Source organism: Novosphingobium flavum, from assembly GCF_014230315.1.
GTDB classification, from domain to species: domain Bacteria; phylum Pseudomonadota; class Alphaproteobacteria; order Sphingomonadales; family Sphingomonadaceae; genus Novosphingobium; species Novosphingobium flavum.
Genome location: NZ_JACLAW010000007.1, coordinates 1 through 26,340, shown reverse-complemented (window position 1 = coordinate 26,340; position 26,340 = coordinate 1). Strand labels below are relative to the sequence as shown.

Sequence of the window (26,340 nt, the reverse complement as noted above, 5' to 3'; positions counted from 1 at the left end):
CGCCGCGACTGAAGCGCGGTCGGCAGTTGAATCGCCGGGCCCGGCAAGCGGCCCTTGAAGACCGAGCTAGCATCATTGCGAATTGTGCAAAAACGGAGTTTACTGAGACTGAGCATAATATAGACTTATGCTCATGTTTGCCGAACTGCGCACCCTCATCGCCGTCTCCCGCTGGGGCACCTTCTCCCGCGCGGGCGAGCGGGTCGGGCTGACTCAGGCTGCGGTCAGCGGCCAGATGAAGCGGCTGGAGGAACAGCTCGGCTTCTCCCTGTTCGAGCGGACTGGCCGCTCCGCTCGGCTCAACGTGGCCGGATTGCGCACGGTCGAGCGGGCGCGCGCGATCCTTGCCTCGCTCGAGGCGCTGGGCGACCCGGAAGAATGCAGCGCGGCCGGGCTCGGCACCTTGCGGATCGGCGCGATCTCTTCGCTGCAGGCGCCGCTGCTGGCGCGGGCGCTGGGGCCGCTCAGCCGCGCCTATCCGGGCCTTGCCCTGCAGGTCGTGCCGGGCCTCGGGCTCAACCTGCTCGATCAGGTGGACAGCGGCGAACTGGACCTTGCGGTGATGATCCGCCCGCCATTCGACCTGCCCGCCGAACTGGCCTGGGACCTGCTCGCGCGGGATCGCTACAGCCTGATCGCCCCCGCCGCGCTGGCGAGCGAGGACTGGCGCGGTGTGCTCACGGCGCAACCGTTCCTGCGTTACGATCGCCTCTCGTTCGGCGGGCGGCAGGTCGACCGGTTCATCCGCTCGCTGCCCTTCCCCGTCACCCTCTCGATCGAGGTGCCGGTGCAATCGATGGTGACCATGGTGGAAAGCGGGCTGGGCGTGGCGCTGGTGCCGCTGGCCGAGGAGCGCCAGCCATTGCCGCCCGGGGTCGTGGCCCTGCCCCTGCCCGGCGTGGACCTTGCCCGCGAGACCGGCGTGGTGCGCCCGCGCGGGCACCGCTTGTCAGCGGTGATCGACAATCTCGTCGAAATCCTGCGCGAAGTGAGCGCAGCCCCGTGATGCCGGCGGCGCGAGCGATGGCGCCCGCGCCGCACAGCAGGCATCAGGCAATGGCGGCGAGCACCTTCTCGGCGTCGACATCGGCGTCGCTCAGCTTGCCGCCGAAGCCCGAGCGCACGGCGCCCACGGCATAGAGGCCGGGCAGGCTGGTCTGGCCGTTGTCGGCGGTGACGATCGCGCCGCCGGCGTCGCGTTCCAGTTCGGCCGGGGCCAGTTCGGTGGCGGGCTCGATTCCGACGAAGGCGAATACCGCCGCGCAGGGCAGTTCCTTCTCGCTGCCGTCAGCGCCCTTGAGCTTGACCGCCGAGACCACCTTGTCGCCGACGATTTCGGTGACTTCGTAGCCCGAGAGGACGGTGATCGCCGGGTTGGCGTTCACCCGCTCGACGAATTCGGCGCGCGCCTTGGGCGCATCGCCGCGCATGACCACGGTGACCGCGGCGACATAGTGCGTGAGCGCGTTGGCTTCCTGGAAGGCGGCATCGCCGCTGCCGATCACGACCGCGTCCTTGCCGCCGTAGATCGGGCCGTCGCAGTCGGCACAGGAAGAGACGCCGCGCCCCTCGAACTCGGCCTCGCCCGGCACGCCGAGCTTGCGCAGGCTGCCACCGGTGGCGAGGATCACGTTCTTGGCCTTCATCGGCCCGCTGCCGGTCTCGATCACCCAGCCGTCGGCCGTCTGCTCGAGCGAGGTGGCCGCGTCGCAGACCATCTCGATGCCGCTGTCCATGTTGGTCATGGCCATGTCGCCGGTCAGTTCCGGGCCGCAGGCCGGATTGCCGTCCGGGCCGGGTTCGAGATCGTTGATGCTCATGACCAGACCGCCCGGCATCATCTGCTCGATCGTGTTGACCTTGAGGCCGCGCGCACCGGCGAGGGCGGCTGCCTTGAGCCCGGCATAGCCCTGGCCCACAATCACGACGTCGAAGCTGTCCATCTCTGCTGCCTTTCCCATTTTCCCGGGCCGCGCCGTCCACCGGACCGCGACCGTTCATTCACGCACACTGCCCAAAACCGGGCGGATCGTCCACCAAAACTGTCCGACAATCCGAAACCGCGAGTTAGGCCTCTGAACCGGACCGCGCCGCGGCGCAACCAGAATGGCGTGAACGGATGTTCCAATCGCGTTATGCCGGGCGCAGTTCCCGCGCCCACACAACGGGTCAGGGAAAAGTGACGAGGTCGCTGCGCGTGACGGTGGCCATGCGGCTGATCGCCGCCGGCGCGTTGACGAGGTGCCAGGCGGTGTAAACCTCGGCAAATGGCTCGACCGAGGAATAGCAGTCGACCGGGACGACCGCGTTGAACCCGCGCAGCGCGCCGCTTACGGCGGTGTGCAACACGGCCCCCTCGGCCGAGGTGCCGCAAACCAGCAGGGTCTTCACCTTGCGTTCGGCAAGGATGCGTTCGAGTTCGCCGCCGATGAACTTGTCCACCGGCGCGCGCACCAGCGGCTCACCCTTCTGCCAGGCGATCTCTGCCGGCGGCTCGGGCGGGGTGGTCGATCCGGCGGCGCCGGCGCTATAGATCACCGGCATCCCGTGCGCGCGCGCTTGGCCCAACAAGCGCTTCACCGAGGGGACGGAGGTGACGCAGGTCGGCCGCTTGGCGCAGTTGACCGCGTTCATGTCGAGGATCAGCAGTGCCGTCTCGCCCGGCACGATCCGGACCGGCTTGAGCGGCGGCGGCGCGGGCATCGCGACCTGCTGCCAGCGATCATAGATCGAGGGCGGCGGCGCGGCATGGGCACCGGCGCCCGCCGCGAAGGCGGCGAGGCCGGCGGCAGCGGCGAGCAGGATCTGCTTACCCGGGATCGTCATCAATGGTCCTCCGCAAGAAAAAGGGGCCGGGCGCGTGAACGCACCGGCCCCGGATGTGTCATAGGCGGCTTGCCGAACGCCGCGAAGTCAGAACTTGCCGCGAACGCCGAAGCGGAAGTAACGGCCGGTCGGATCGTCGCCAAGGACGAAGCCGCCGCCCAGACCCGGACTGGTCTGGTTGACGAACGAGGCCGATGGATCGGCGCCATGGTCGAACAGGTCGGTCACGTTGAGATAGACCGAAACCCGGCCGTCCAGCACCTGCTTCGGCGTCCATGTCAGCGTCATGCTGTGGTAGGTCGCCGACAGGGCGTCGGCCGAGGGCAGGCCGCTCAGCGTCGGGTCAGGGCTCTGGTGCATCACGCCGCGCACGCGGGTTTCCCAATCGACCGTCAGGCCGGCCAGCGGCTCGGCATGGGCCGAGAAGGTGGCGCGGAACTTGGGGCCGACGACGAAGTCGGCGGGAACGCCGATCGCCCCGGCATAGTCCTGGGTCACCAGGCCCGGCTGGATCAGGTAGACGTGCGGCTGGTAGCTGGCGAGAGCGCGCAGCGCGAAGGGGCGGCCGAACAGGGTCGAGGTGAAGTTGGCCTCCACGTCGATCCCTTGCGTTTTCATCAGGGCGATGTTGCGCGTGGTCGCCTTCCACTTGGTCACGGTATTGGCGCCCGAAGTGTCGGTGAACGAACCCGGACGTTCCTGCAGCAGGCAGTATTCCGGCGCGGTGCCGTTGTAGCAGGCCTGCTGGAGCGCGGCATCCGAACCGGTCAGGGTCTTGATGAAATCGCGGATCTTGATGTCGAAATAGTCGATCGCGACGCTGAACTTGCTGCTCGGACGGATCACCGCGCCGAGGGTGAGGGTATTGGCGACTTCCGGCTTGAGGTTCGGGTTGCCCTGCGATTCCACCGCGATCAGCGCGCCGTTGACGAGGGTCGAGCGGCCGGTCAGGCGATCCTGGTTGCCGTTCGAGAAGGTCGTGCTCAGCGTCTGGTACATTTCATAGAGGTTCGGCGCGCGGAAATCGCGCGAGCGGGTGGCGCGGAAGCTGAGCGCGCGGCTGACGTTCCAGTCGAGCCCGACCTTCCAGGTGTTGGCCTCGAAGCGGTTGGTCAGCTTGCCCTTGGTGATGTCCGGATTGCCGTGGGCGACATATTTGGCATAGCGATCAGCCAGCGACAGGTTGACCGATTCCGCCAGCGACCAGTCCTTGATCAGCGGGACGTTGAATTCCACCGCGCCTTCGATGACGCTCATGTCCACCGGCGGGCGCGGCGCCACGCCGCCGTTGTAGCTGGGCGTGCGGTCGCCGGGGTTCAGGACCGTACCGGGCTTGCAGTTGCCACCGTAAGTGTCGGTGGTCAGGGTCAGGCCGGTGCAATCGAGCGGCAGATAATCGACCGTCGGGTTGGTCGAGGTCAGTTCCAGCCCCTGGCGGTGCCATTCGGCGTTCAGCGCCATGCCGACCGGGCCGGCCCAGGTCTCGAACGGCTCGCCCGAGATGGTGAAGTCGGCATCGTGCGAGGGCAGCTTGGTCACGAACTTGCCCTGGCGGCGGACATAGTCGACCATCTGCTGCGTTTCGGAAGACGGACCGAACAGGTTGATCGGCACGCAGCCCGGGTAAAGCCCGGGGTTGGTGATGCTGACCTTGCAGACGATGTTGTTGTTGGCGACGCCGGTCTTGTAGACCCCCTCGTCGACCGCATCGAGCGCGGCGAAGAACTTGCCGTTGTCGAACGTGTAGTTCGAATAGGTGTCGAGCCGGACATTGTGGAAGGTGTAGGAGGTCGACCAGTCAAAGGCCCCGATCTTCCCGTCGAGCCCGGCATTCACGTAGATGTCGTGCGTGTGGAAATCGACGTTGCTGGACGGGACGAGGCCCTGCGCGTACTTCTTCGACATGGTGAAGGTCTTGACGCCGGCCGCCGCGAACTGGTCGCGGATGGTCTGCGACAGGAACGGATTGGTCGCGCTGATGACCAGGCCGTTGCTGTTGACGTTGCCGAAATTGTTGAAGGCGTGGTCGTAGGTATAGGCGCCCGTCAGGTGGAACCTGAGGCTGTCGCTCAGCTCATAGTCGAACCTGCCATAGGCCTGGATCTGTGAAGTGCGCGGACGCAGCGAGGGAACGGTGTCCCAGATCCCGTCGCCGCCGAGGCGCACCGACGAGCTGGACGCGATCGCCGCGCCGTTGACGAAGGGCGTGAGGACGCCGTTGGTGTTGAAGGTGGTATTGAGGTTGGGCGTACTGGTCCCGCCGGTTACGGCAGTGATCTTGCCGCCCCAGCTCAGGCCCGAGCTGACCACGTCGGGGGTCAGGTAGTAGGGCACGGTGGTGCCGTTGCCCTGCACGGTCCAGTGGCGGGCGAGTGAGGCGCGCTGCGGATAGATCAGGCCGTCGTTGTGGAAAGTCTCGACGCTGCCCATGATGTGGCCGCGGCCGTCGAACAGGTCGGCGCCCGCGCCGATGCCGAGCCGGTAGGTACCGGCGTCGTCGCGCTGCGAGATGCCGCGCTGGGCCTCGAACTTCACGCCCTTGAACTTGCGGTTGGTGATGAAGTTGACCACACCGCCGATCGCGTCGGAGCCATAGACCGCCGAGGCGCCGCCGGTGACCACGTCGACCCGCTCGAGCAGCATCTGCGGGATGATGTTGGCATCGACCAGGCCGTCGATCTGGGTCGGCGGAACGCGGTGGCCGTCATAAAGAATGAGGGTGCGGACCGGGCCGAGGCCGCGCAGGTTGAGCGCATTGATCGAGCTGCTGGTGGCGCGGTTGCCGCTGGGCGCGGACTGGGTGCCGCCGCGCGAGCCGGCGAAGGCCGGGGCCGAGAGCAGGGCTTCGAACACGCTGGTCGGGTGAGCGGCCTGCAGCGATTCCATGGTCAGCACGGTCACGGGCGTCGGGCTGTCGTCGCCGTTCTTGATCACGCGCGAGCCGGTGACGACGATCGTTTCGGCATCGCCATCGGTCACCGCGTCGGCAGCGGGCCCGGTCTGCGCCTGCGCGGAAACGGCAGTCGCCACAAGGCTCACGCCTGCGAACAGGCGCGCGAATGCAACTTTAGTCAATGAAACCCCCTTTTCAGTGCATCCCTGGTGTTGCGCGGCCGAGTCGGCGGATCGCAACTTTTGTTGACGATATTGTAGAGCGGCCATCAGGCCGGGTCGTTAGTCAAAGTGCTATCGCTCACATTTTCACGATGCACCACGCAAGCGCAGCATAGCTATGATTTATCGATATATTTTTAAAACAAACGGCAATATTTCGATAAGAAATGTTACACGGTAAAATTGTTCGCAATCCCGTCACCAAACTTGCTTCGACGGCGGCTCCGTGCCATTTCCGCGCGTCGGGGCGGGTTCGAAGAGAGGTGAGCAAGCAAATGTTGGAGCGGATCGAATTCGGCCGCAACGGCCTTGAGGCCAGCGTGGCGGGCCTGGGCTGCGGCGGATACAGCCGGCTCGGCGCGGGCAATGGCCTGCCGCCCGAGAACGCGGTGATGATCGTGCGCAAGGCGATCGAGCTTGGCGTCAACTTCATCGACACCTCGCCCTCCTACGAGAACGAGGCCCAGGTGGGCGAGGCGATCGCCCCGGTCCGCGAACAGATCATCCTCTCGACCAAGTTCTCGACCCTCAACAAGCCCGGCGCGGCGATCGACGGGGCCGGCCTGCGCCGCTCGCTCGAAGCCTCGCTGCAGCGGCTCGGCACCGACTATGTCGACGTGCTCAGCATCCAGTCGGTCACGCTCGCCACTTACGATCACGTCTGCAACGAGATGCTGCCCGTGCTGCAGGACATGAAGCGCGACGGGCTGGTCCGCAATTTCGGCCTGACCGAGTGGTTCTACGACGACACCACGCACCAGATGTCGGAGCGGGCACTGGCCGACGGCCACTGGGACTACCTGCTGCTCGGCTTCAACCTGCTCAACCAGAGCGCGCGCCGCAAGGTGCTGCCGCTGGCCGCCGAAACGAAGGTCGGCGTCGCCGTGATGTTCGCCGTGCGCCGCGCACTGTCGGACAAGGAAGCCCTGCGCAAGCTGGTTGCCGCCCTCGTCGCGCGCGGCGACCTCTCGGGCGAGGGGATCGACCTCGATGATCCCCTCGGCTTCCTGATGGCGGACGGGGACTGCGCCTCGGTGGTCGAGGCGGCCTATCGCTATGCCCGCCACGAATCGATGGGCGGGGTGATCCTCACCGGCACCGGTAATGCCCATCACCTCGCGGAAAACGTCAAGGCGATCGGCAAGGGACCGCTGCCGCGGGCCCACGTCGAGCGGCTCGAGACGATCTTCGGCGCGCTCGACAACCTGACCGGGCAGGAAATCGTCGACGATGCGGGCGTGATCCACAAGAAGCACGTTCCGGGCAAGCCCAAGGGCCACTGATCTGGGCGGACGGAAGCCCGTTCAGGCCGGGTTTGGACTGGATCGCTAGGATCGGCGCCAGATTCCCGGCAGGCATGGGAAGGAAAAGCAAGCTTAAGCCCCCGCGACAGGGGCCCTGGCGAGAGGATAAGACCGTTGCGCAAGTCCCTGCCCCTGACTGCCCTGGCCGCCTGTGCGGCCGTCGTCTGCGCCGCAGCCCCGCCCTCGCCGCGGGGGAGCGCCCCGCGCGAGACCATGGTCTATATCGGCACCCAGGGCGCGGGCATCCTCTCCGCCCGGCTTGACGACGACAGCGGCAAGCTCTCGCCCCCTGCCGCCGCCGCACAGGTCACCCGCCCGACCTGGCTGGCGCTCGACCCTGCCCGCAAGCTGCTGTTCACGGTCAGCGAAGTCGGCAACTACGATGGCCAAAACGGCGAGGTCCTGAGCTATGCGGTCGACCCGCAAAGCGGCGCCCTGCGCCCGCTCTCGCGCGCCGCGTCGGGCGGCGGCGGCCCGACGCACCTGAGCTGGGCGTCCCGGGCCGGAGCGGTGTTCGTCGCCAATTTCGGCAGCGGCGACGTAGCCGCCCTGCCCGTCTCGGCCGATGGCCGGCTCGCCCAGCCCAGTTCGGTCCAACGCGAGACCGGCTCGGGCCCCAACCCCAAGCAGAAGAGCGCCCACGCCCACGCCGCCACGCTCGACCCGAGCGGGCGCTACGTGCTGGTCTGCGACATGGGGGCGGACAAGATCTTCGTCTATCGCTACGACCGCAAGTCCGGCGCGCTTTCGCCGGCCCCGACGCCGTTCCTGTTCACCGGGCCGGGCACCGGCCCGCGCAATGCGCTGTTCTCTAACGACGGACGGTTCTATTACGCGATCACCGAACATGCCGCGGACGTCCGCGTGCTGCGCTGGGATGCGCGTGCCGGACGGCTCACCCCGGTGCAGACGGCCCCGCTCGACCCGCCGGGTTTCACCGATCACAGCGCCTCGGTGATCGCGTTGTCCGAGGATGGACGCTTCCTCTATGCCGGCAACCGCACCCGTTCGGTGCTCACCGTCTTCGCGATCGACCGCGCGACGGGCAAGCTCGCCCCGGTCCAGGAAGTCTCGACCGGCGGCCTGCGTCCGCGCGGCTTCGCCCTCGCCCCCGGCGGGCGCTGGCTGCTCGCTGGCAACCAGGATTCCCAGACCGTCGCCGTCTTTGCGGTCGACCGGGCCACTGGCCGCCTGACCCAGCGCGGGGCGCCGGTGCCGGTCGGGACCGAGAAGCCGGTGTCCTTCGCCTTCCTGCCGCTCACCCCGCCGAAGCAGCCGCTACGGTGACTCGGCTGGTGTGCACGTTCTCATGGACCGTCCGGAGCGCAATGCCCGGGCAAAGTTTCCGCGCGAACGGATTGACGCATCCGATTTTCCCGGCCCGCCGTATCGCACTCCGGAACTCAGCGCATAACCATTCTAAAAACAGTACTTTACTGCACATTCGCACCCCATTGAAACCAGCCGCCGGGCGACTGATTTCGCGCCTTGGGCGATATTATTCGTGTCGCACTGACGATACGCCGTTGACCGGTCACATTGTTAACAATAGGCCGGTGTCGACGAGGGAGAGTCTATGATCCGCTGGCAGATGGTTTTCTGGATGTTCATCGTTGCGGCGGTGTCATACCTCGACCGCAACAACATCTCGATCGCGGCAAGCGCCATCCAGAAGGATTTCGGCCTGTCGGACCAGCAGCTCGGCGGGGTCTTCAGCGCCTTCGTCATGGGCTATGCCTTCACCCAGCCTTTCGCCGGCCGCATTGCCGACCGCTTCGGTCCGTGGCGGGTGGTCGCCATCGGCATCGTCTGGTGGAGCGTGTTCACCTCGGCCACCGCCCTGGTGCCGACCGGGCTGACCTGGTCGCTCGGCCTCCTGCTGGCGATGCGTTTCGTGCTCGGCGTGGGCGAGGCGGTGATCTTCCCGGCCAGCAACCGGCTCGTCGCCAACTGGCTGCCGGGGCGCGAGCGGGGCCTGGCCAACGGGATCATCTTCTCCGGCGTCGGCATCGGCGCGGGCATCGCTCCGCCGCTGATCACCTGGATCATGGTCACGCGCGGCTGGCACGCCGCCTTCTATGCCAGCGCGGTGATCGGGCTGTTCGTGCTGGTGGGCTGGATCCTCAAGGTCCGCGACCTGCCTTCGCAGCACAAGGCCGTCTCGGCCGAGGAACTGGCCCTGATCGAGAGCGGGGCCACGGCCGCCGCCTCGGCGATCCCGGCGCGCTGGCGCGACATCGTGCGCAATCGCGCGGTCGCCCTGCTCGCGCTCAGCTATTTCACCTATGGCTACACCGCCTACATCTTCTTCACCTGGTTCTTCAAATACCTCTCCTCGGTGCGCGGGCTCGACCTCAAGTCGAGCGCGGTCTACGGGATGCTGCCGTTCATCGCCATGGCGCTGGCCTCGCCGCTCGGCGGCTGGATCGCCGACCGACTGGAGCCGGGCCACGGCGCCCGCAAGGCGCGCTGCTACACCGCCGCCGCCGCGCTGTTCCTCGCCGCCCTGTTCGTGGCCCTTGCCACCCAAGTCGAGGATGCCCGCCTCGCCTCGCTGTTCCTCGCCGGGGGCGCGGGCGCGCTCTACCTTTCGCAGAGCGCCTACTGGACGCTCTCGGCCAATCTCGGCGGCGCCTCGGCCGGCTCGGTCTCGGGCTTCATGAACATGGCCAACCAGATCGGCGGCATTGCCACGGCCTCGCTCACCCCGTTCATCGCCAAGGACTTCGGGTGGAGCGCCTCGTTCCTGTTCGCCGCCGCGATCTGCCTCGTCGGCGCCGTGCTGTGGCTGCTGATCGATCCCGACGACCGTGTCGCCACGGCCTGACCCCCATTCGCACAGACAAGGACGCCCGATGACCAACCGCCCCCTCCTCACCTCGCTCACCGCCGGTGCCGCACTGGCCCTTGCCGCAGCCACGCCCGCCCAGGCGCAAAGCGCGGCCAAGCCCGCCGCCGAGCCGACCGTGGCCGCGCCGGTGGCTGCCGCCGATCCGCTGGTCACCGCCTTCGCCCTGCTCGAGACCGGCTCGATCGCCGATGCGATCGAGCAGCTCTACGGCATCAAGACCTACATGAGCCACCAGATGCGCCCCGTGCAGCAGGAGAAGATGGCCGGGCGCGCGGTGACCGTGTTCTTCAAGAAGGAAGAGAACAAGGACGGCTCGGCCGCGATCGGCGGGATGATCAACGTGCTCGACACGGCGCCGGCAGGTTCGGTCTTCGTGCTCGGAATGGAAGACGGGCTGGACTACGGCGCGATCGGCGGGATGATGACCACGACGATGAAGTCGCGCGGCCTTGCCGGCGCGATCTCGGGCGGCGGCCTGCGCGACCTCGGCCAGATCCGCAAGCTCGGCTTCCCGGTCTGGGGCGCCTCGATCGTGCCCTCGACCACGGTCGGCCACTATCGCTTCGCGGGCTCGAACATCCCGGTTTCGGTCGGCGGCGTGACGGTAAACGCGGGTGACATCATCGTGGCCGATGCCGACGGGATCGTGGTGGTCCCGGCCGACAAGGCGGCGGCGATCCTGCCCAAGGCGCAGGAGAACGACTTTGTCGAACACGCCACCCTGCCCTATATCGAGAAGTACAAGTCGCTGAAGAAGGCGGTCGACACCTTCGGACGGATCTGAGCGCGGGGCGGGTAGCCCCGCCCGGCCAGTCGCCGCAGGAAGTCTCCGAAAAAAAAAGCAATCCAGCTATCCGGCCAGGAGAGAGCCAGATGAAGTTCGATCTCACCGTCAATGGACGCAAGCGCACCGTCGAGGCTCCGGCCGAGATGCCCTTGCTGTGGGTACTGCGCGACGAGCTGGGCCTGGTCGGGACCAAATTCGGCTGCGGCATCGGCATGTGCGGGGCCTGTACGGTCCACCTGGGCGGCAAGGCGGTGCGCTCGTGCCAGACCCCGGTGAGCGAGGTCGGCAAGGGCGCGGTGGTGACGATCGAGCAGGTCGGCGCCAGCGCGGTCGGCGCGAAACTGCAGAAGGCCTGGACCGAGCTGGACGTGCCGCAGTGCGGCTATTGCCAGGCCGGCCAACTGATGAGCGCAAGTGCCCTGCTGGCCCAAAAGCCCAAGCCCGCGCGCGAGGAAATCGCCGAGGCGATGAACGGCAACATCTGCCGCTGCGGCACTTACGACCGGATCTTCCGGGCGATCGAACTGGCCGCCGGAACGGGAGGCAAGGCCAATGGCTGACGCAATTCTCGCCCCCAGCCGCCGGGGCTTCCTCACCGCCGCCCTGCTTGCCGGCGGCGGCCTCGCCGTCGAATTCAGCCTGCCGCTCGGCCGGGCCCAGGCCGCCACGGTGGGCACCAGCGCGGTTGGCGCCTTCGTCTCGATCGCGCCCAATGGCGCGGTGACGATCGTCAACAAGAACCCCGAGATCGGCCAGGGCATCAAGACCGCCTTCGCGATGATGATCGCCGAGGAGTTGGACTGCGACTGGGCGCAGGTCACGGCGGTCCAGCAGGCCGACGCCAACCCCGCCATCTATGGGCCGCAGGGCACCGGCGCGAGCCAGTCCACGCCCAACAACTGGCTGCCGCTGCGCCGCGCGGGCGCCGCCGCCCGCGACATGCTGGTGCGCGCCGCCGCCGCCCGCTGGGGGGTCGATCCCTCTTCCGTGACCACCGCGAAAGGCCGCCTCAGCCATGCCGCCAGCGGCCGTTCGCTGGGCTATGGCGAGGTCGCGAGCGCAGCGGCCGCGCTCACCCCGCCCGACCTCAAGACGGTCAAGCTCAAGACCCCGGCCCAGTTCAGCATCATCGGCAAGCCGACCAAGGGGGTCGACACCCCGCGCGTGGTCAAGGGCGAGCCGATGTACGGCATCGACACCCGCCTGCCGGGGATGCTTTACGCGGTCTATGAGGTTGCCCCGGCCAATGGCGGCAAGCTCGTCTCGGCCGACCTCGCCGACGCCAAGGCCGCGCCCGGGGTCAAGCACGTGGTCCAGCTCAAGGGGGTCGGCCCGATCGACGCGCTGGTCGACGGCGTGGCGATCCTCGCCACCAACTGGTGGCTGGCCAATCAGGCGCGCAGCAAGCTCAAGCTCGAATGGGACCTGTCGGCCCAGAAGGGCCATAGCTGGGATGCCTACGTCGCCAAGGCCAAGACCCTCCTTGCCGAAAAGCCGCAGCTAGACCTGATCCGCAGCGGTGATGTCGAGGGCAAGCTGGCGAGCGCAGCCAAGCGCGTCGCGGCGGTCTACGAGATCCCGTTCCTCGCCCATGCCACGCTCGAGCCGCAGAACTGCACCGCGCTTTACAAGGACGGCGCGCTCGAGGTCTGGGCGCCGAGCCAGATCCCGGCCGGCGGCAAGGCGCAGATTTCGAAATTTCTCGAGATCCCGGAAGACAAGATCACCTTCCACGTCACCAAGATCGGCGGCGGGTTCGGGCGGCGGCTGCGCAACGACTATACGGTCCAGGCTGCGGCCATCGCCAAGGCCGTGCCGGGGGTTCCGGTCAAGCTGCTGTGGAGCCGCGAGGACGATATCCGGCGCGACTTCTATCGCCCCTCGGGCTGGCACGGCTTTGAAGCCGGGATCGACGCCAACGGCAAGATGATCGCCTTCAAGGATCACTTCGTGACCTTCGGCAAGGACGGCAAGTCGGCCATGTTCGCCAACATGCATGCCGACCATTTCCCTTACGGGATCATGCCCGATGCCGCCGTGGTCCAGTCCACGCTGGAGATCGGGGTTCCGATCGGCGCCCTGCGCGCGCCGGTTTCCAACGGACTGTGCTACGCGTTCCAGGGCTTCCTCGACGAAGTGGCGATCGCCGCGGGCACCGATCTGCCCCGGCTGCTCCTCGACGTCTTTGCCGAAGACAAGCTGGTCGGCGAACCCGACCAGCCGGAAAAGGCTCAGACCGCGTTCAGCACCAAGCGCGCCCGCGCGGTCATCGCCAAGGCCGCCGCCATGTCGAACTTCACCAGCAAGCCGATCGCGCCGGGCCGGGCCATGGGCTTCGGGTTTTACTTCTGCCACAACGGCCACTTCGCCGAAGTGGTCGATGCCAGCGTCAAGGATGGCCAGGTCTCCGTCCACAAGGTCTGGGTCGCGGGCGACGTCGGCCGGCAGATCGTCAACCCGATGGGAGCCGAGGCGCAGGTGCGCGGCTCGGTGCTCGACGGGCTGTCGCAGGCGCTCGAAGGACAGAAGATCACCTTCGTCGACGGGCAGATCGAGCAGAGCAACTTCCACGACTTCCGGCTCGGCCGCAATGACCGCAACCCGGCGGTCGAGGTGGCCTTCGTCGCGTCGGATTCGCACCCGACCGGGCTGGGCGAACCGGCCCTGCCCCCGGTCATCCCCGCGCTCGCCAACGCCATCGCGGCAGCGACCGGCAAGCGCGTGCGGACCATGCCGATCGACCTTTCCGCGCTGGCCTGACGACAGGCGGCGCGGCTTCTGGCGGCGGGTGCCTGCGCCCGCCGGCGCGGCGTCCTGCGCGCCGCCGCCGCACACAACGAAACCACAGGAGGGAATGCCATGAAATTTGCAGGTTCCGCCATCCTCGCCGCGACAGCAGCGACCATGGCCCTGTCCGCCCCGGCCCATGCCGAGGCCTACAAGACCACGTTCGTCTGGCTCGCACCGGGCCAGCCCGGCGTGTTCTATGAGCCGGTGAGCCCGGGCGAGAAGGCCCGGATCGCCGTCTTCGCGATGCATCCGGACGGCGATTACCTGCGCCCTGGCCCGACCAATACCTGCGAACGCCTGGCCGAGCGCGGCTACCGCGCATTGTGCTCCAACGCGACCAGTTCCAAGGCCGGTTCGGTGGGCGACATGAACCAGGACAAGGTCAGCCTCAACGTCAAGGCCGGCGTCACCTGGCTGCGCGCTCAGGCGCAAGTGCAAAAGATCGTGCTGTTCGGCCATTCCGGTGGCGGAGCGATGATGTCGTCCTACCAGAACATCGCCGAGAACGGGCTCAAGGCCTGCCAGGGGCCGGAAAAGCAGATCAAGTGCTCCAGCGCCCTGGCGGACATGCCGCCCGCCGACGGCGTCATGCTGATCGACGCGTCGATGGGCATGCCGGGCTCGAACCTGATCTCGATCGACCCCGCCGTGATCGATGACGAGGACGGCCGCAAGATCGACCCCGCTCTCGACATGTACAACCCGGCGAACGGCTTCAACCCGAAGGGCTCGAAGTACAGCCCGGAATTCACCGCCAAGTTCTTCGCAGGCCAGCGCGACCGCATGCTCCGCCTCGTCGCCAAGGCCAAGGCCCAGATCGCCGACATCGAAGCCGGCAAGGGCCACTTCACCGACGACCAGCCGTTCGTGGTTGCCGGCGCCATCCCGCGCGAAAACAAACTGAACGCACAGGACGTGCGCCTGCTCTCGCACACCAAGGAAGCCTGGCCCCTGCTCCATTCGGGCGGCCGGATCACCACCGAGGTTGTCCACACCGTGCGGGTGCCGCGCAGCACCGCATCGCCCACGCCGCTCGCCGCCAACGCCCTGGTGACCACGGCGCGCAATTTCCTGCGGACTTTCTCGATCACCCCGCTGCAGAACTACGGCTATGACGAGACCGGATTCTACGGGATCGATTTCGCTTCCAGCTACGGCACGACCTACAATGCGGTCACCGGCATCACCAAGCCGCTGCTGCAGATGGGCTTCACCGGCTCCTACGAATATTCCTTCGCCGAAGGGGCCCGCGCCCGGGCGATCAGCAAGGACAAGACGCTGGTCTACCTCGAAGGCGCTGTCCACGGCTTCGTGCCGTGCAAGGAATGCGCCGTGGCCCAGGGGCTGCCCGAGAACGCCTACGGCGATACGGTCAAGACCCTCTACGACTACATCGACACCTGGCTGGCCAAGCCGGGCCGCTTCTGACCGGGCGGCGGGCAGGCCGCCCGCCTCTTGCCAATTCGCGCCGCCGCCGGACCATCGGCGGCGGCGCTCTTCATTTCAGGTCAGGCGTCGACCTCGACCATGTTGACCCACAATTGCTGCGCGCCTTCGGGCAGGGTCACGTCGTACTTGCGCACGAAGTCCAGCTTGCCGTCGGGGGCGATGCGGAACAGGCTGAGCCCGGCCGAAACCTTGCGCAGGCCATCGGGGTCGCGCACCACCATGTCGACCATGGTCGCGGCCACGAGCAGCCGGCCCGAAGGGTCGATCGCGAAGGTGCGAACGTGAAAGCCCTTGGGATCGGCCTGCTGGACGAGCGTCGGCTCGCCTGTCGTCTGGTCGATCGCGAAGACCGAGATGGTGTTGTCGCCGCCAACCCAGACGTCCTGCCCGTTCACCTTGCGGGTGCCGCTGGCGCGGTTCGATACGTAAACCACGTGGCCCTTCGGGTGGACATGGATCGCCCCGGCCACCTGGGCCACGCCGCGCTCGGCCTGCTCGGTGGTCTTGCGAATGAAATCGGGCACCGGGGCGAAGCTGCCGTCCACGATGCGGTGCATGTGCAGTTCGTTCTGCCGTTCGATCGACAGATAGACCCACGGCTTGACCGGATGGAAATCGAGATGGCGCGGGCCATAGCCATAGCCGCCCTTCCCGCCGACCGCGATCGAGGTGAGGTTGCTCAGGCGGCCACTGTCATAGTGGAACAGCTTGAGCGCGCCGGGATCTTCCGGCCGCCCGCCCCCGGCATTGTTGCCCCGCGTCACCAGCACGACCGAACGGTTGCCGGGCACGGCGCGCACCTGGTGCGGGAAAATCCCGTAGTCGAGGCCCTGCGGCTGGGGCAAGCGGGCCGCGATCGCGCCATTGGGGCGCAGCGGGTGGACGGTGATCTCCGGCTCGACGTTGTAGGCCACCAGCACATGGCTGCCGGTCCGGTCGATCGTCATGTGGATCGGGCGCTGGCGCAGCACTTCGCCCTGGCCGAGCGGCACCAGCTTGCCCCGCGGCCCGAAGCGCAGCGCGCAGAGCCGGTGGACCTGTCCGGTGATGGTACGGCTGCCGCCGACCGCGTCGCTGGTGACCGCATAGAGCGCGCGCTTGGCCGGCAGCGGCCAGGCATACTGGATCGAGGAGGGCAGGGTGATGGTCTCGCCGAAGGTCAGCGTGGCGGCCTCGACGTCGACCTCGTAGCGGGTCATCACGCTGTCTATGCTGCTGTAGAGCGCCAGGACCTTGCGCCCCGCCCGGCGCGGTGCCGCGCCCAGCGTCGGCGCGATCAGACCGCCCGCGCCAATGGTCATGGCGATGTTGAATGTCCTGCGATCCACGGGCAATTTCTCCTTGCAGGCCGATCGCCTCAGGGCGATGGCCGATAACAATTGATTGGACAAGATTGCGATCAATCCGGTTAGTCTGTAAACCCGGTTGACCGATGAAATTTTCGCCATGGCAAGTGCCCTGGCATCGCAACAAGGACCGCAGCATGACCGAACCGAAATATCAGGTCGTCTGGCCGCTCGCGCGATCCGCCGTCACGCAGGTGGAGGCCAAGCCGCGCATCGCCGACCTTTCGGGGATCACGGTCGGGCACCTGTCCCACGGCGGCTTTCGCGATCACGAGATTCGCCCGATCGTCGAGGAAGTTCTGGCCGAGCGCTATCCCGGCATCAGGTTCGTCGGCCCGGCCGAATTCGGCAACATCCACGGTCCGCGCGGCGGGCATGAGGAACTGGCCGCCCTGCCCGGCAATATGAAGAAGTACGGCATAGACGCGGTCATAACCGGCATAGGCAGCTGAGGCAGCTGCAGCCCCGCGGTCGCGAGGGCCAGCATTATCGCCGAAAAGGAAGGAATCCCCACCGCGACCATCGTCGCGACGGCATTCCTGGGGCAAGCGCGGGCCACGGCCCGGGCGCAAGGCATGGCCGATCTTGGCATTGCCGAATTCCCCGGCATCATCATGAACCAGTCCGACGAGGAACTGCGCCGCAACACCATCGAGGTGCTGGTGCCGAACATCGTCCACCAGCTCACCCGCACGGTCGAGACGACCGCGGCCGTGGTCGAGCCCGAACCGCGCAGCATCGTGTTCGAAGGCACGATCGACGAGGTGAACGAGCATTTCCTCGACAAGCTGTGGACTGACGGCCTGCCGATCATCCCGCCCACGGTTGATCGGGTCGAACGCATGCTGCGCTTCACGGACCGCGATCCGGGCGAGGTGCTGGGCGTGATGCAGCCGGAGAACCGCGAGGCGACCGTGTGGAGCGTCGCGGTCAACGGGGTCATGTCGGGCTGCCGGCCGGAATACCTGCCGATCCTGATCGCCATCGTCGAAGCCATGGCCGAGCCGAACTTCTACGTGCGCGATGCCGGGGCAACGCCGGGCTGGGAGCCGCTGGTCATCGTCAACGGCCCGATGGTCAAGGAACTGAACTTCAATTCCGAGACCGCCGTGCTGCGCGTCGGCCGGCAGGCCAATACCAGCATCGGCCGTTTCGTGCGGATGTACCTGCGCAACGTGGTCGGCCTCAGGATCACGCCGGGCGAGACCGACAAGGGCTCGATCGCGCTCGGCACCAATGTGGTGCTCGCCGAGAACGAGGCGGCGGTGACCGACATCGGCTGGACCTCCTTTGCCGAGGACCTGGGCTTTTCGCGTGAGGACAACGTCGTCACCGTGCAGAGCGCGCTGAGCCCGACCATCCCGATCTACACGGCGGGTGACACGGCGAAGGAGCACCTCGACACCCTGGTCGAGATCTTCGGCGGCACCTGTGCGTGGTGGGCCCATACCGGGATGCGCAAGGGCAAGAATTTCCCGGTGCTGATCGTCAGCCCCGGGGTGGCCCGGATCATGGCGCGCGACGGGCTGTCGAAGCAGGACGTGCAGCAATACATCTTCGATCACAGCAAGGTCGCGGTCCACTCGCTCTACCGCCACGGCTGGGAGCTCGGCTATACCGAGTACGACCTGAAGAAGCTGCACGAAGAGGGCATGATCTCCGCCGCCTACGTCGAATCCGACGATCCGCAGCGGCTGGTCCCGACCTTCATCACGCCCGAGGGGATCGGCATCGTGCTGGCGGGTGATCCGGGGCGCAACCAGTCCAAGGGCTTCGTCCAGAACCACAGCCACGCCCCGCCGACGGCGAAAAAGGTTCACCTGCTTCCCGGCTGGAAGGATCTGGCGGCCGGCAACTGACCGGACCGCCAGACCTTTCGGGTCGCAGCGCGCGGCTCGCCCGGCCAAGACCGGGCGGGCCGCGCCACCCCGCACGCAAACGGCCCGAACGCAAAGGGCCCGAACGCAAAGGGCCCGAACTCAGAGGCCCCTGAGGATTTCCTGCAGCCGCGCCAGGGAGGCATGTCGCGCCTCGATATTGGCCGGATTGTCGTCTCGCGGCTCCTCGCCGAGGCGGACGAACATGTGATCCGAACCCGGATAGATCACTTCCTGATAGGGCTTGCCCAGCTGCTTCATCGCAGTGCGGGTCCGCTCCAGCGAGCGGGTCACGCGGTCGTCATGCTCGGCATAGAAACCGTATAGCGGGGCCGAAAGCCCGGCCAGCTTCTCGGGCATCGGCGCGGCGTCGTAGAAGATGGCGACGGCGGCGAGATCCTTGCGCTGGACGGCGAAATGCATGATTCGACCCGCGCCCCAGGCGAAGCCGACCCCGGCCAGCTTGCCATTGAAGCGCGGCAGGGCCTTGGCATAGTCGGCCCAGAAATTGAGCTGGGCGGTCATACCCGGTTCGTCGGTGCGCGGCAGCTGCGAATGGATGCGAAAGACGCTGCGCAGATCGGGGAAGGATTCGCGCCCGCCCCCGTTCGGTCCGCGCCCGGCGAGCAGGTCGGGCACCACCACAATATAGCCCATGGCCGCGATCTCGTCGGCCATCGAGCGGGCCCAGGAGTTTAGGCCCTGATCTTCCGGCATCATCAGGATCACCGGCGCCTTCTCCGCCTTCTGCGGATAGACGATGAAGGCGCGCTGGGTGACGCCCAGCCCCGGCAGGGCCAGTTCGGCGTGTTCGCGCTGGCTGTAGCGCAGCTTGGGCTGGCGCCAGTCGTCAGTCCCCAGCTTGACCTCGAAAGCAACGATCCCGTCGAGCACCTTGTCCATCGGATCGGCGGCGGGCGCGGGGGGCGCGGGCTGGGTCTGGGCCAATGCCGGCTGGGTCAGCATGCCGGCCATGGCCGAGAGGAAACCGAGACGAAATCCGGCCGTCCGGATAACCTGTTGAATGCGCATGAACCATCCCATCCCGTTGCCGGGGCAGACACTGCGGCCACCCCCGAATGATACCGGGCACTCTGTATCGCGCGCGGCACCATGTTCGCAATATTGTTCTCCAGCAATGCCATCAAAGCCCGCGCGACTGGAAATGTATCACCTCTGCGACACGGCGGCGCTTGCCTGCAAAACCGAAGGGGAATAGCAGCTTTGCCAACAGTAACGCAGGATCAGGCAGGGAGTGGATCTGATGGCGAAGGCCCGCGGCATGGCATTTCGGACGGCACTGTGGGTGGGGGCGGCGGCCCTTGTCCCGGCGGCCATCATGGCCGATCCCATGGTACCGATCTCAGGCGATCCGGTCGTCACCTCCGGCGGCAGCGTCGCCGGCAGCCTGCTGCCCTCCGGCGTGCGGGCCTATCTCGGAATCCCCTATGCCCAGCCCCCGGTGAACGACCTGCGGTGGCAGCCGCCCAAGCCGATCAAGTGGAACGGCGTCTGGAACGCCGATCGCCACACGCCCGAATGCATCCAGGTCCTGCGCCGGCACGACATCAACCACTACTTCGGCGAGGAAGCGAGCGGCGAGGATTGCCTCTACCTCAACCTCTGGGCCCCGCCCTCGGCGAAGCCCGGTGCCAAGCTGCCGGTGGTGGTGTTCATCTTCGGCGGCGGCGGCACGATCGGCTCGGCCGGGATGGCGCATTACGACGGCGAGGCCATGGCCAAGGCCGGGGCCGTCTTCGTCAACATGAATTACCGCGTCGGTCTGCTCGGTCAGATGCCGCACCCCGAACTCACCCGCGAACAGGGCGGGCACTCGGGCTCTTATTCCTACCTTGACCAGAACGCCGCCCTGCGCTGGGTGCATGACAATATCGCCGCCTTCGGGGGCGATCCCGACAAGGTGGTGATCGCCGGCCAGTCGTTCGGCGCCAGTGCGGTGGCCGAACAGGTGATGAGCCCGCTGTCGAAGGGCCTGTTCCGCGGCGCCTTCATGTCGAGCGGCTGCAACTACACCCGCGAATACACCCCGCTGGCCGCGGCCGAGAAGACCGGGCTCGAGCTGCAGAAGCGGCTTGGCGCGGCAAATCTCGCAGAGATGCGCAATGCCCCGGCCGACCGCATCCTCGCCCTGCAGGCCGAAACCCAGAATATGACCGTGAACGCCGGCCTGCAGACCCCTCGCGTGATCGACGGGCTGATGATCACCTCGACCAAGGCCGCCACCCTTGCCAATCGCACCGGCAGCGCCGTGCCGATCGTGATCGGCTTCAACGATGACGACAACGATGCGCTGCCCGAGCGCTATCCGCTGACCGCGGCGCGCACCGTCGCCGAATACCAGGACATCGCCCGCAAGATGTACGGCGCCGACGCCGATGCCTTCCTCAAGCTCTATCCGGTCAAGACCGACGCCGATGTCTGGGCGATGGCGCGCCGCGCCGCGACCGAAAGCCCGGGCGGCTTCATGGCCAATGCGCGCGACTGCGGCCAGTTGCAGGCGAAGTTCCTCGGCCAGCCGACCTATGTGAACTATTTCGCACAGCGCCACGCCTACATCCCCGGCGCCGTGATCGCCGACCAGAATACCCAGACGGTCGGCGCCTATCACAATGCCGACATTCCCTACTGGTTCGGCACCATCGAATCCTTCAACCGGGTTCGCCCCACCCGCGCCTGGACCGACCAGGACCGCGCGCTTTCCGCGACCATGATGCAGTCGCTGATCGCCTTTGCCGAGACCGGCAATCCCAACACCGCCGCGGTCAAGTGGCCTGCCTGGACCGCCGCCAGCCCGCAATATGTGGTCTTGGCCAACAAGGGCATCACCACCGCGAAGATGGATCTCAAGCGGATGGACTGGCTGGCGGCACACCCAGCCGCGCCCGTCACCCTGCCCAAGACCGGCGACCTGCGCGCTCACGACTGAACCAGACACCATCCGATACAAGGAGCCTGACCGGATGAATTCCCGCAAAACCCTGCGCCCCCGCCTCGCGGCGGCGGCCGCGTCGCTGGCTCTGCTCGGCGCGCCGGTTCTGGCCCAGTCGGCCGGCCCGGCCGAGCGGCCCGCCCCGGTCCCCGGGCAGAGCAATTTCCAGCGCCAGCAAGCCGCCCAGGCCTATGCCACGGCCAAGCTGGCCAAGACCCCGCGCCGCCACGAATGGGTCGCGATCCGCATGGGTGACCGCACCCTGCGCGCCTATGTCACCTGGCCGCAGACCAAGGCGAAAGTGCCGGTGGTGATCGTCGGTCACGAGGTGTTCGGGCTGACCGATTCCACCCGCAACACGGCCGACGAGATCGCCGCAATGGGCTACATCACCATCGCGCCCGACATGCTTTCGGGCCTCGCCCCGAACGGCGGCGGCACCAGCGCCCTGCCGGCCGGGATCGATCCGGGCACGATGGATACCCTGCTGCCCAGCGAATATGCCAATGCCCAGTTCGATGCCTGGGCGGACTATGCGCAGAAGCTGCCGCAGTCGAACGGCAAGCTGGCCATCGTCGGACTGTCGTGGAGCGGGGGCGCCGCCTTCCGCTATGCCGCGATGAAGCACCACCCGAGCCTCAAGGTGGTCAACGTGTTCTACGATATCGGCCCGCCGACCTCGGGCCAGTTCCTCGCCAAGTTCGATCCGAAGTTCCCGGTCCTGCCGGTCACCGGGGTTGACGTCCCCGTCTATCACTTCATCCCCACGCTCGACACGCGGGTGCTGAACAGCGCCCCGGCGACCAAGGCCGCGATGGACGCGGCCGGCAAGAAGTACGAGCAGATCTTCCTCGAGGGGGCCGAGCACGCCTTCTTCCGGGTGGGCGAAGACCCGAAGAACACCAACCAGGCCAACCGCGCGGCGATCGCCGAAGCGATGAAGCGGCTCAAGGTGATCCTCGGCGCGATGTAGGATCGAGCGCCCCGGGACGATCGCTCCCCGGGGCGCACACACGAGGCAAAAAAGGCCGCGCCCCGATCGGGACGCGGCCGTTTTGCTGCGCACAATAAGAATGGGCCTCCCGCAAGGGAGGCCCATTCCGGCAAGGATCGTAACGAGCGCGGTCCGGGCTGCCCCGGACCGCGCCGCCCCCATCAGAACTTCAGGCGGACGCCCGCGGTGAAGTAGCGACCGATCGGATCGTCGCCCGGCGCAACGTTGTTGTTGCCCGGCAGGCCCGAGTTGATGCTGGCCCACGGCGCCGGCTGGACGTTGAACACGTTCTGGACGTTCCCGAAGAACTCCATCGGGCCAGTCCGGAACGACACGTTGAAGCCCGTGTAGAGGCGCGCCGGCACGTTGGCAGGCGCATTCTGGATCACGTAGGCGGTCGCCGGGGTCTTCGGCCCGGCGGTGATCGCCGGAACCCAGGTCATCGGGCCACGGTAGCGTTCCGAAATGCCGATCCGCACCCCATCGGCAACTTCCATGTTGGCGATGAGAGTTGCACGGAACTTGGCGCCGGCGCCGACGTTGCCGGCAGTGCCGAAGGCCAGGCCCGAACCCGCGTTGTTGTACTGCACCCCGGTGATGCCGTCGACGTAGACGTTCTTCGGCTGGTAGGTGGAGAGCAGGCGCAGGTTGAAGGGACGGCTCGCGATCGTGGTGGCGTAGTTCAGTTCGATGTCGACACCGCGAGTATACTGGCGGGCGACGTTCACCGGGCTGACGTAGAACGTGGTCGCCTGGTTGGTCACGCCGTTCACGATTGGCGTACAGCAGTCGTACTTGCGCACGATCAGTGCGCAACTCGGCGAAGTGCCGCCGCTGGCGATACAGTCGTTCTGCGTGTTCGTGTCAGTGCCATTGAGCGTCACGATGGCATCGCGGATCGAGATGTCGAAGTAGTCGACGGCAAGGCTCAGGCCCGGCGCCCACGACGGCTTGTAGACAAGGCCCGCGGTGAAGGTGTTCGCCTTCTCCGGACGCAGGTTGGCATTGCCCTGGGTGAGCTGCCCGGCCGGGGTATTCGGCGCCTGCAGGGTCGCGCCGATCAGGGCGTCGGTCCCGTTGTACGAACCGATCACCTGAGGCTGATACAGTTCATGCAGCGTGGGCGCGCGGATGTCGCGGCTGCGGGTGACGCGCAGGGTCAGGTCCGCGGTTACGTCCCAGTCCAGCCCGACCTTCCAGCTCCAGACGGTGCCCGAAGTGGAATAGTTGGTGATGCGCGCCGCACCGTTGACCTGCAGCGAGCGGAAGAACGGCACGTCCTTGAGCAGCGGAACCTGGGCCTCGACCGCGCCTTCCTTGACCGAGACCGAAATCGGTGCCCGCGAAAGGGACTCCGCCTGGAAGTAATCGAGGCTCGTCGCATTGCAGGCATACGCACCGGTCAGCAGACGCAGGCCCGTGCAATCCAGCGGGTTCGCCAGGGTCGCCGGGCTGGAACTGCTGATCACCTGGTAGGTCTGCTTGCGGGCCTGGCCGGAAATGGCCACCTGGACCGGGCCAGCCCAGGTGGAGAACGGCGAGCCCGCGATAAAGGCTTCGACGTCATCCATCTTGATCTTGGTGGTCACTTCCAGCGGGTCGAACATCCAGTCGGCCTCGGCCGCGTTCAGGGTCGGCCCGAACAGCGTCGATCCCGGGACGCAGCCGGAATAGAAGCTCTTGAGCGCGGCCGAAAGCAGGGCCTGGCCCGCCGCCGTGTTGACGTAGCACTTGATCACGCCATTCTCGACCACGGCATCGGCCGAGGCCGCAACCTTGCGACCGTTGATCGCGCTGTAGGCCACCGTGCGCTGGGTGTTTTCGCTATGGAGGTAGGAGGCTTCCCACCGCCATCCGCCGATGTCGCCGTTGAATCCGGCGTCGACCGACCAGTTGGTGCCGAAGGTCTTCGTGAACTGGCGATAATCGTTCATGCTCGGACCGCCAAAGAGCTTGCCGAACTGGAACGTCGTGTCGCCGGCCGCGGTCATCGCTGCCGCCTGGGTCGGGAACTGGGCCTGGAAATAGGGATTCGAGACGAAGACGGGAACAAAGTTGCCCGAATTGGGGATGTAGGTCGGGTTGGGAATGCCGTAACCCGCGTTGGTCGTCTTGGTATAGGCGCCGCGGACATAGAACTTGATGTTGTCCGAGAGCTCATAGTCGAACCGGCCGAAGGCCTGGTGCATCCTGAGAGCCGCACGCAGCGACGTGTCGAACCACCCGCCCGAGCCATTGGGAACCACGTTCGCATTGATTGGGGTACCGCCGGTCATCGGCGTGAGCGTGCCGACCGTGGGGATGTAGTAGTTGTTGTAAGGATTGGCCGGCTGACCGGCGACGCTCTGGATCGTGCCGCCGAACGAGTTCTGCGAACGGGCCGCGAGGGTGGTGAAGGCATAGGTCGCGGTCGGCACGCCGTTGATCGTGGTCGTGCCGCCAACCTGGCCGAACTGGTAGCGCGCGGCGCCCCACGGACGGGACGAGCGGTTGGAGATGCCGTCGTCGTTGCTGTATTCATAGCTGAGTTCGACGTGGCCGCGATCACCCACGTTGGCGCCCCATGCCGCGCCAAGGCGCTGCTGCCCGCCATCGCCGTAGGTCGAGATGCCGGCCTGGGCGTTGAGCTTGAGGCCCACGAACTTGGTGTCGGTGATGAAGTTGACCACGCCGGTCACGGCGTCGGCGCCGTAGACTGCGGAAGCGCCGCCCGTCACCACGTCGGTGCGCTTGAGCAGCAGCTGCGGGATCATGTCGATATCGACCGTACCGTTGGCCGAGTTCGGCGCGACGCGGTGACCATCGAACAGGATCAGGTTGCGGGTCTGGCCGAAGTTACGCAGGTTGAGGACGTTGCCGGTCGGGTTCGGGTTGCCGCCGTTGGCGCTGCCGCCGCCCTGGCCGTTGTTCTGGTTCTGCGAGTTCGAAAACTGGGGAAGGTCATTGAGCTGGTCGGCCACGTTGGCCGGACGGACGTCGTTCATCTGGTCCATGGTGACGACGGTGACCGGGGTCGGACTGTCGTTACCGTTCACAACCACGCGCGAACCGGTAACGATGATCTCTTCCGTCTTGTCGGTTTCAGCGGCGGACTGCGCAAATGCTGAAGTGGAAACCGCAATTAGGCTGGCACATGCCAGCAAAGATGCCTGACGCAAATGGAGCATATTCTCCCTCCCTGTTTTTGTTAACGGTCTCATCCTGTCGCAAGCTGTAATCAGGCACAATCGGGCGGGTGCAAAACTTATGCGCAAGTGGCAAAGATGCATCACCCGATATCGCGGTGCAGCACGAAAAACGCGCCAACTTCCGCCAGAGAAGTCAGCGCGTAAGTACTTAGGTTAGTACTGCCGCATTGCGGCGCAGCGGGATTTTTCAGTTTCTTTTGCGAACTATTCTGCCGGCAGATGCATCACCTTGCGCTCGTAGAACCGCCAACGACCGTTTTCACGGCGCAATTCATCGACTTTGCCGGAAACCTTGACGATGTGATTCGTATCGCCATTGGTCTCGACCACCATCTGGTACGAGGTCGCCTCGGCACCCTCGGCGGTGGGGCGGATGACGATGTTGTTGGCCCAGTGCGTCCACTTGCGCACCTTGGGCTTGTCGTTCCAGCGACTGCGGGCGAATTCCTCAAGCTGGTCGCGGCCGACGATCAGCTTGTTGCCCGAGCCGACGAAGCGGCCATCCGCAGTGTAAAGCGCTGCCCAGGCGGCGGCATCGCCGTTATCCTCGTAATGGGTATATTCCGCGATCAGTTCCTGGATCTCGACCCGGTCGGAAGTGGTAAGTTCGGTGAGCCTAGCTTCGGGCATGTGCTATTGCCTTGAAATGGTGTGAAAAGGAAAATGCTCAATCGTGGTGGCTTGCGGCCTTTTGCTTGCGCAGGACCTGCCAGATTTCGTCTTCGAGCTGTCGGTGTTCGGGGCTGTGCTTGATGTCGAGCGAGCGGGGGCGGCCGAAGGGGATCTGCCATTCCTGGACGATCCGCGCGGGCCGGGCGCTGAAGGCGATGACCCGGTCGGCGAGGAACACGGCCTCGTCGATCT

At 66.5% G+C, this 26,340-nt stretch carries 18 protein-coding genes and 2 pseudogenes; 12 read left to right on the top strand and 8 right to left on the bottom strand.

Going from position 1 to position 26,340, the window contains the following annotated elements:
• The first annotated feature begins 133 nt into the window (after positions 1–133).
• Positions 134–1,006 (top strand): LysR family transcriptional regulator, encoded by an 873-nt coding sequence (locus H7F51_RS10015; protein ID WP_185664131.1) that lies wholly within the window; start codon positions 134–136, stop codon positions 1,004–1,006.
• 43 nt (positions 1,007–1,049) lie between these two features.
• Here the strand turns inward: H7F51_RS10015 and H7F51_RS10010 are convergent, their stop codons facing one another.
• From H7F51_RS10010 to H7F51_RS10000, 3 genes are all read right to left on the bottom strand, one after another.
• A complete protein-coding gene (locus H7F51_RS10010) occupies positions 1,050–1,943 on the bottom strand; it encodes an NAD(P)/FAD-dependent oxidoreductase (RefSeq protein ID WP_185664130.1) in 894 nt (297 codons plus the stop codon).
• A 226-nt stretch (positions 1,944–2,169) separates the two neighbouring features.
• Positions 2,170–2,826 (bottom strand): cysteine hydrolase family protein, encoded by a 657-nt coding sequence (locus H7F51_RS10005; protein WP_185664129.1) that lies wholly within the window; start codon positions 2,824–2,826, stop codon positions 2,170–2,172.
• A gap of 87 nt (positions 2,827–2,913) precedes the next feature.
• Positions 2,914–5,901 (bottom strand): TonB-dependent receptor plug domain-containing protein, encoded by a 2,988-nt coding sequence (locus H7F51_RS10000; protein WP_185664128.1) that lies wholly within the window; start codon positions 5,899–5,901, stop codon positions 2,914–2,916.
• A 302-nt stretch (positions 5,902–6,203) separates the two neighbouring features.
• Here H7F51_RS10000 and H7F51_RS09995 point away from each other — a divergent pair, with 302 nt between their 5' ends.
• The 7 genes from H7F51_RS09995 (at position 6,204) to H7F51_RS09965 (ending at position 15,100) form a co-directional block, all read left to right on the top strand.
• Entirely contained in the window at positions 6,204–7,223 is a 1,020-nt protein-coding gene (locus tag H7F51_RS09995; RefSeq protein ID WP_221774096.1) for an aldo/keto reductase, read from the top strand.
• Positions 7,224–7,358: 135 nt separating this feature from the next.
• On the top strand, positions 7,359–8,531 hold the full coding sequence (locus H7F51_RS09990) for a lactonase family protein (protein WP_185664126.1): 1,173 nt from the start codon (positions 7,359–7,361) through the stop codon (positions 8,529–8,531).
• Between the two features lie 289 nt (positions 8,532–8,820).
• Positions 8,821–10,071 (top strand): MFS transporter, encoded by a 1,251-nt coding sequence (locus H7F51_RS09985; RefSeq protein WP_185664125.1) that lies wholly within the window; start codon positions 8,821–8,823, stop codon positions 10,069–10,071.
• 28 nt (positions 10,072–10,099) lie between these two features.
• Entirely contained in the window at positions 10,100–10,879 is a 780-nt protein-coding gene (locus H7F51_RS09980) for an RraA family protein (RefSeq protein ID WP_185664124.1), read from the top strand.
• 89 nt (positions 10,880–10,968) lie between these two features.
• Entirely contained in the window at positions 10,969–11,442 is a 474-nt protein-coding gene (locus tag H7F51_RS09975) for a (2Fe-2S)-binding protein (RefSeq protein WP_185664123.1), read from the top strand.
• Complete coding sequence (locus H7F51_RS09970; protein WP_185664122.1) at positions 11,435–13,642, top strand: xanthine dehydrogenase family protein molybdopterin-binding subunit; 2,208 nt, start codon at positions 11,435–11,437, stop codon at positions 13,640–13,642. Before H7F51_RS09975 ends, H7F51_RS09970 begins: the two co-directional genes overlap by 8 nt.
• A gap of 99 nt (positions 13,643–13,741) precedes the next feature.
• Positions 13,742–15,100, top strand: coding sequence for an alpha/beta hydrolase family protein (locus tag H7F51_RS09965; RefSeq protein WP_185664121.1), 1,359 nt, complete (start codon positions 13,742–13,744; stop codon positions 15,098–15,100).
• 80 nt (positions 15,101–15,180) lie between these two features.
• Here the strand turns inward: H7F51_RS09965 and H7F51_RS09960 are convergent, their stop codons facing one another.
• Complete coding sequence (locus H7F51_RS09960; RefSeq protein WP_185664120.1) at positions 15,181–16,449, bottom strand: beta-propeller fold lactonase family protein; 1,269 nt, start codon at positions 16,447–16,449, stop codon at positions 15,181–15,183.
• Positions 16,450–16,604: 155 nt separating this feature from the next.
• On the opposite strand from H7F51_RS09960, the gene H7F51_RS09955 reads away from it, so the two are divergent.
• Together H7F51_RS09955 and H7F51_RS09950 are read left to right on the top strand one after the other, a co-directional pair.
• Positions 16,605–16,919 carry a hypothetical protein gene (locus tag H7F51_RS09955; protein ID WP_185664119.1) on the top strand — a complete coding sequence of 105 codons (315 nt, stop codon included), beginning with the start codon at positions 16,605–16,607 and terminating at the stop codon, positions 16,917–16,919.
• A gap of 12 nt (positions 16,920–16,931) precedes the next feature.
• A pseudogene (locus tag H7F51_RS09950) lies at positions 16,932–18,326 on the top strand (UGSC family (seleno)protein); the annotation flags it as partial.
• Between the two features lie 120 nt (positions 18,327–18,446).
• Here the strand turns inward: H7F51_RS09950 and H7F51_RS09945 are convergent.
• A complete protein-coding gene (locus H7F51_RS09945; RefSeq protein ID WP_185664117.1) occupies positions 18,447–19,376 on the bottom strand; it encodes a dienelactone hydrolase family protein in 930 nt (309 codons plus the stop codon).
• A gap of 232 nt (positions 19,377–19,608) precedes the next feature.
• Between H7F51_RS09945 and H7F51_RS09940 the strand changes: the two genes are divergently transcribed.
• Both H7F51_RS09940 and H7F51_RS09935 read left to right on the top strand, forming a co-directional pair.
• Positions 19,609–21,291, top strand: coding sequence for a carboxylesterase/lipase family protein (locus H7F51_RS09940; RefSeq protein ID WP_185664116.1), 1,683 nt, complete (start codon positions 19,609–19,611; stop codon positions 21,289–21,291).
• A gap of 34 nt (positions 21,292–21,325) precedes the next feature.
• Positions 21,326–22,267 (top strand): dienelactone hydrolase family protein, encoded by a 942-nt coding sequence (locus H7F51_RS09935; RefSeq protein WP_185664115.1) that lies wholly within the window; start codon positions 21,326–21,328, stop codon positions 22,265–22,267.
• 182 nt (positions 22,268–22,449) lie between these two features.
• Here the strand turns inward: H7F51_RS09935 and H7F51_RS09930 are convergent, their stop codons facing one another.
• From H7F51_RS09930 to H7F51_RS09920, 3 genes and pseudogenes are all read right to left on the bottom strand, one after another.
• Positions 22,450–25,455, bottom strand: coding sequence for a TonB-dependent receptor plug domain-containing protein (locus tag H7F51_RS09930; protein ID WP_185664114.1), 3,006 nt, complete (start codon positions 25,453–25,455; stop codon positions 22,450–22,452).
• Positions 25,456–25,680: 225 nt separating this feature from the next.
• The gene (locus H7F51_RS09925) at positions 25,681–26,106 is read right to left on the bottom strand and encodes a nuclear transport factor 2 family protein (RefSeq protein WP_185664113.1); all 426 of its coding nucleotides are present in this window, start codon (positions 26,104–26,106) and stop codon (positions 25,681–25,683) included.
• A gap of 37 nt (positions 26,107–26,143) precedes the next feature.
• Positions 26,144–26,340 (bottom strand): annotated as a pseudogene (locus tag H7F51_RS09920) (hypothetical protein); the annotation flags it as partial.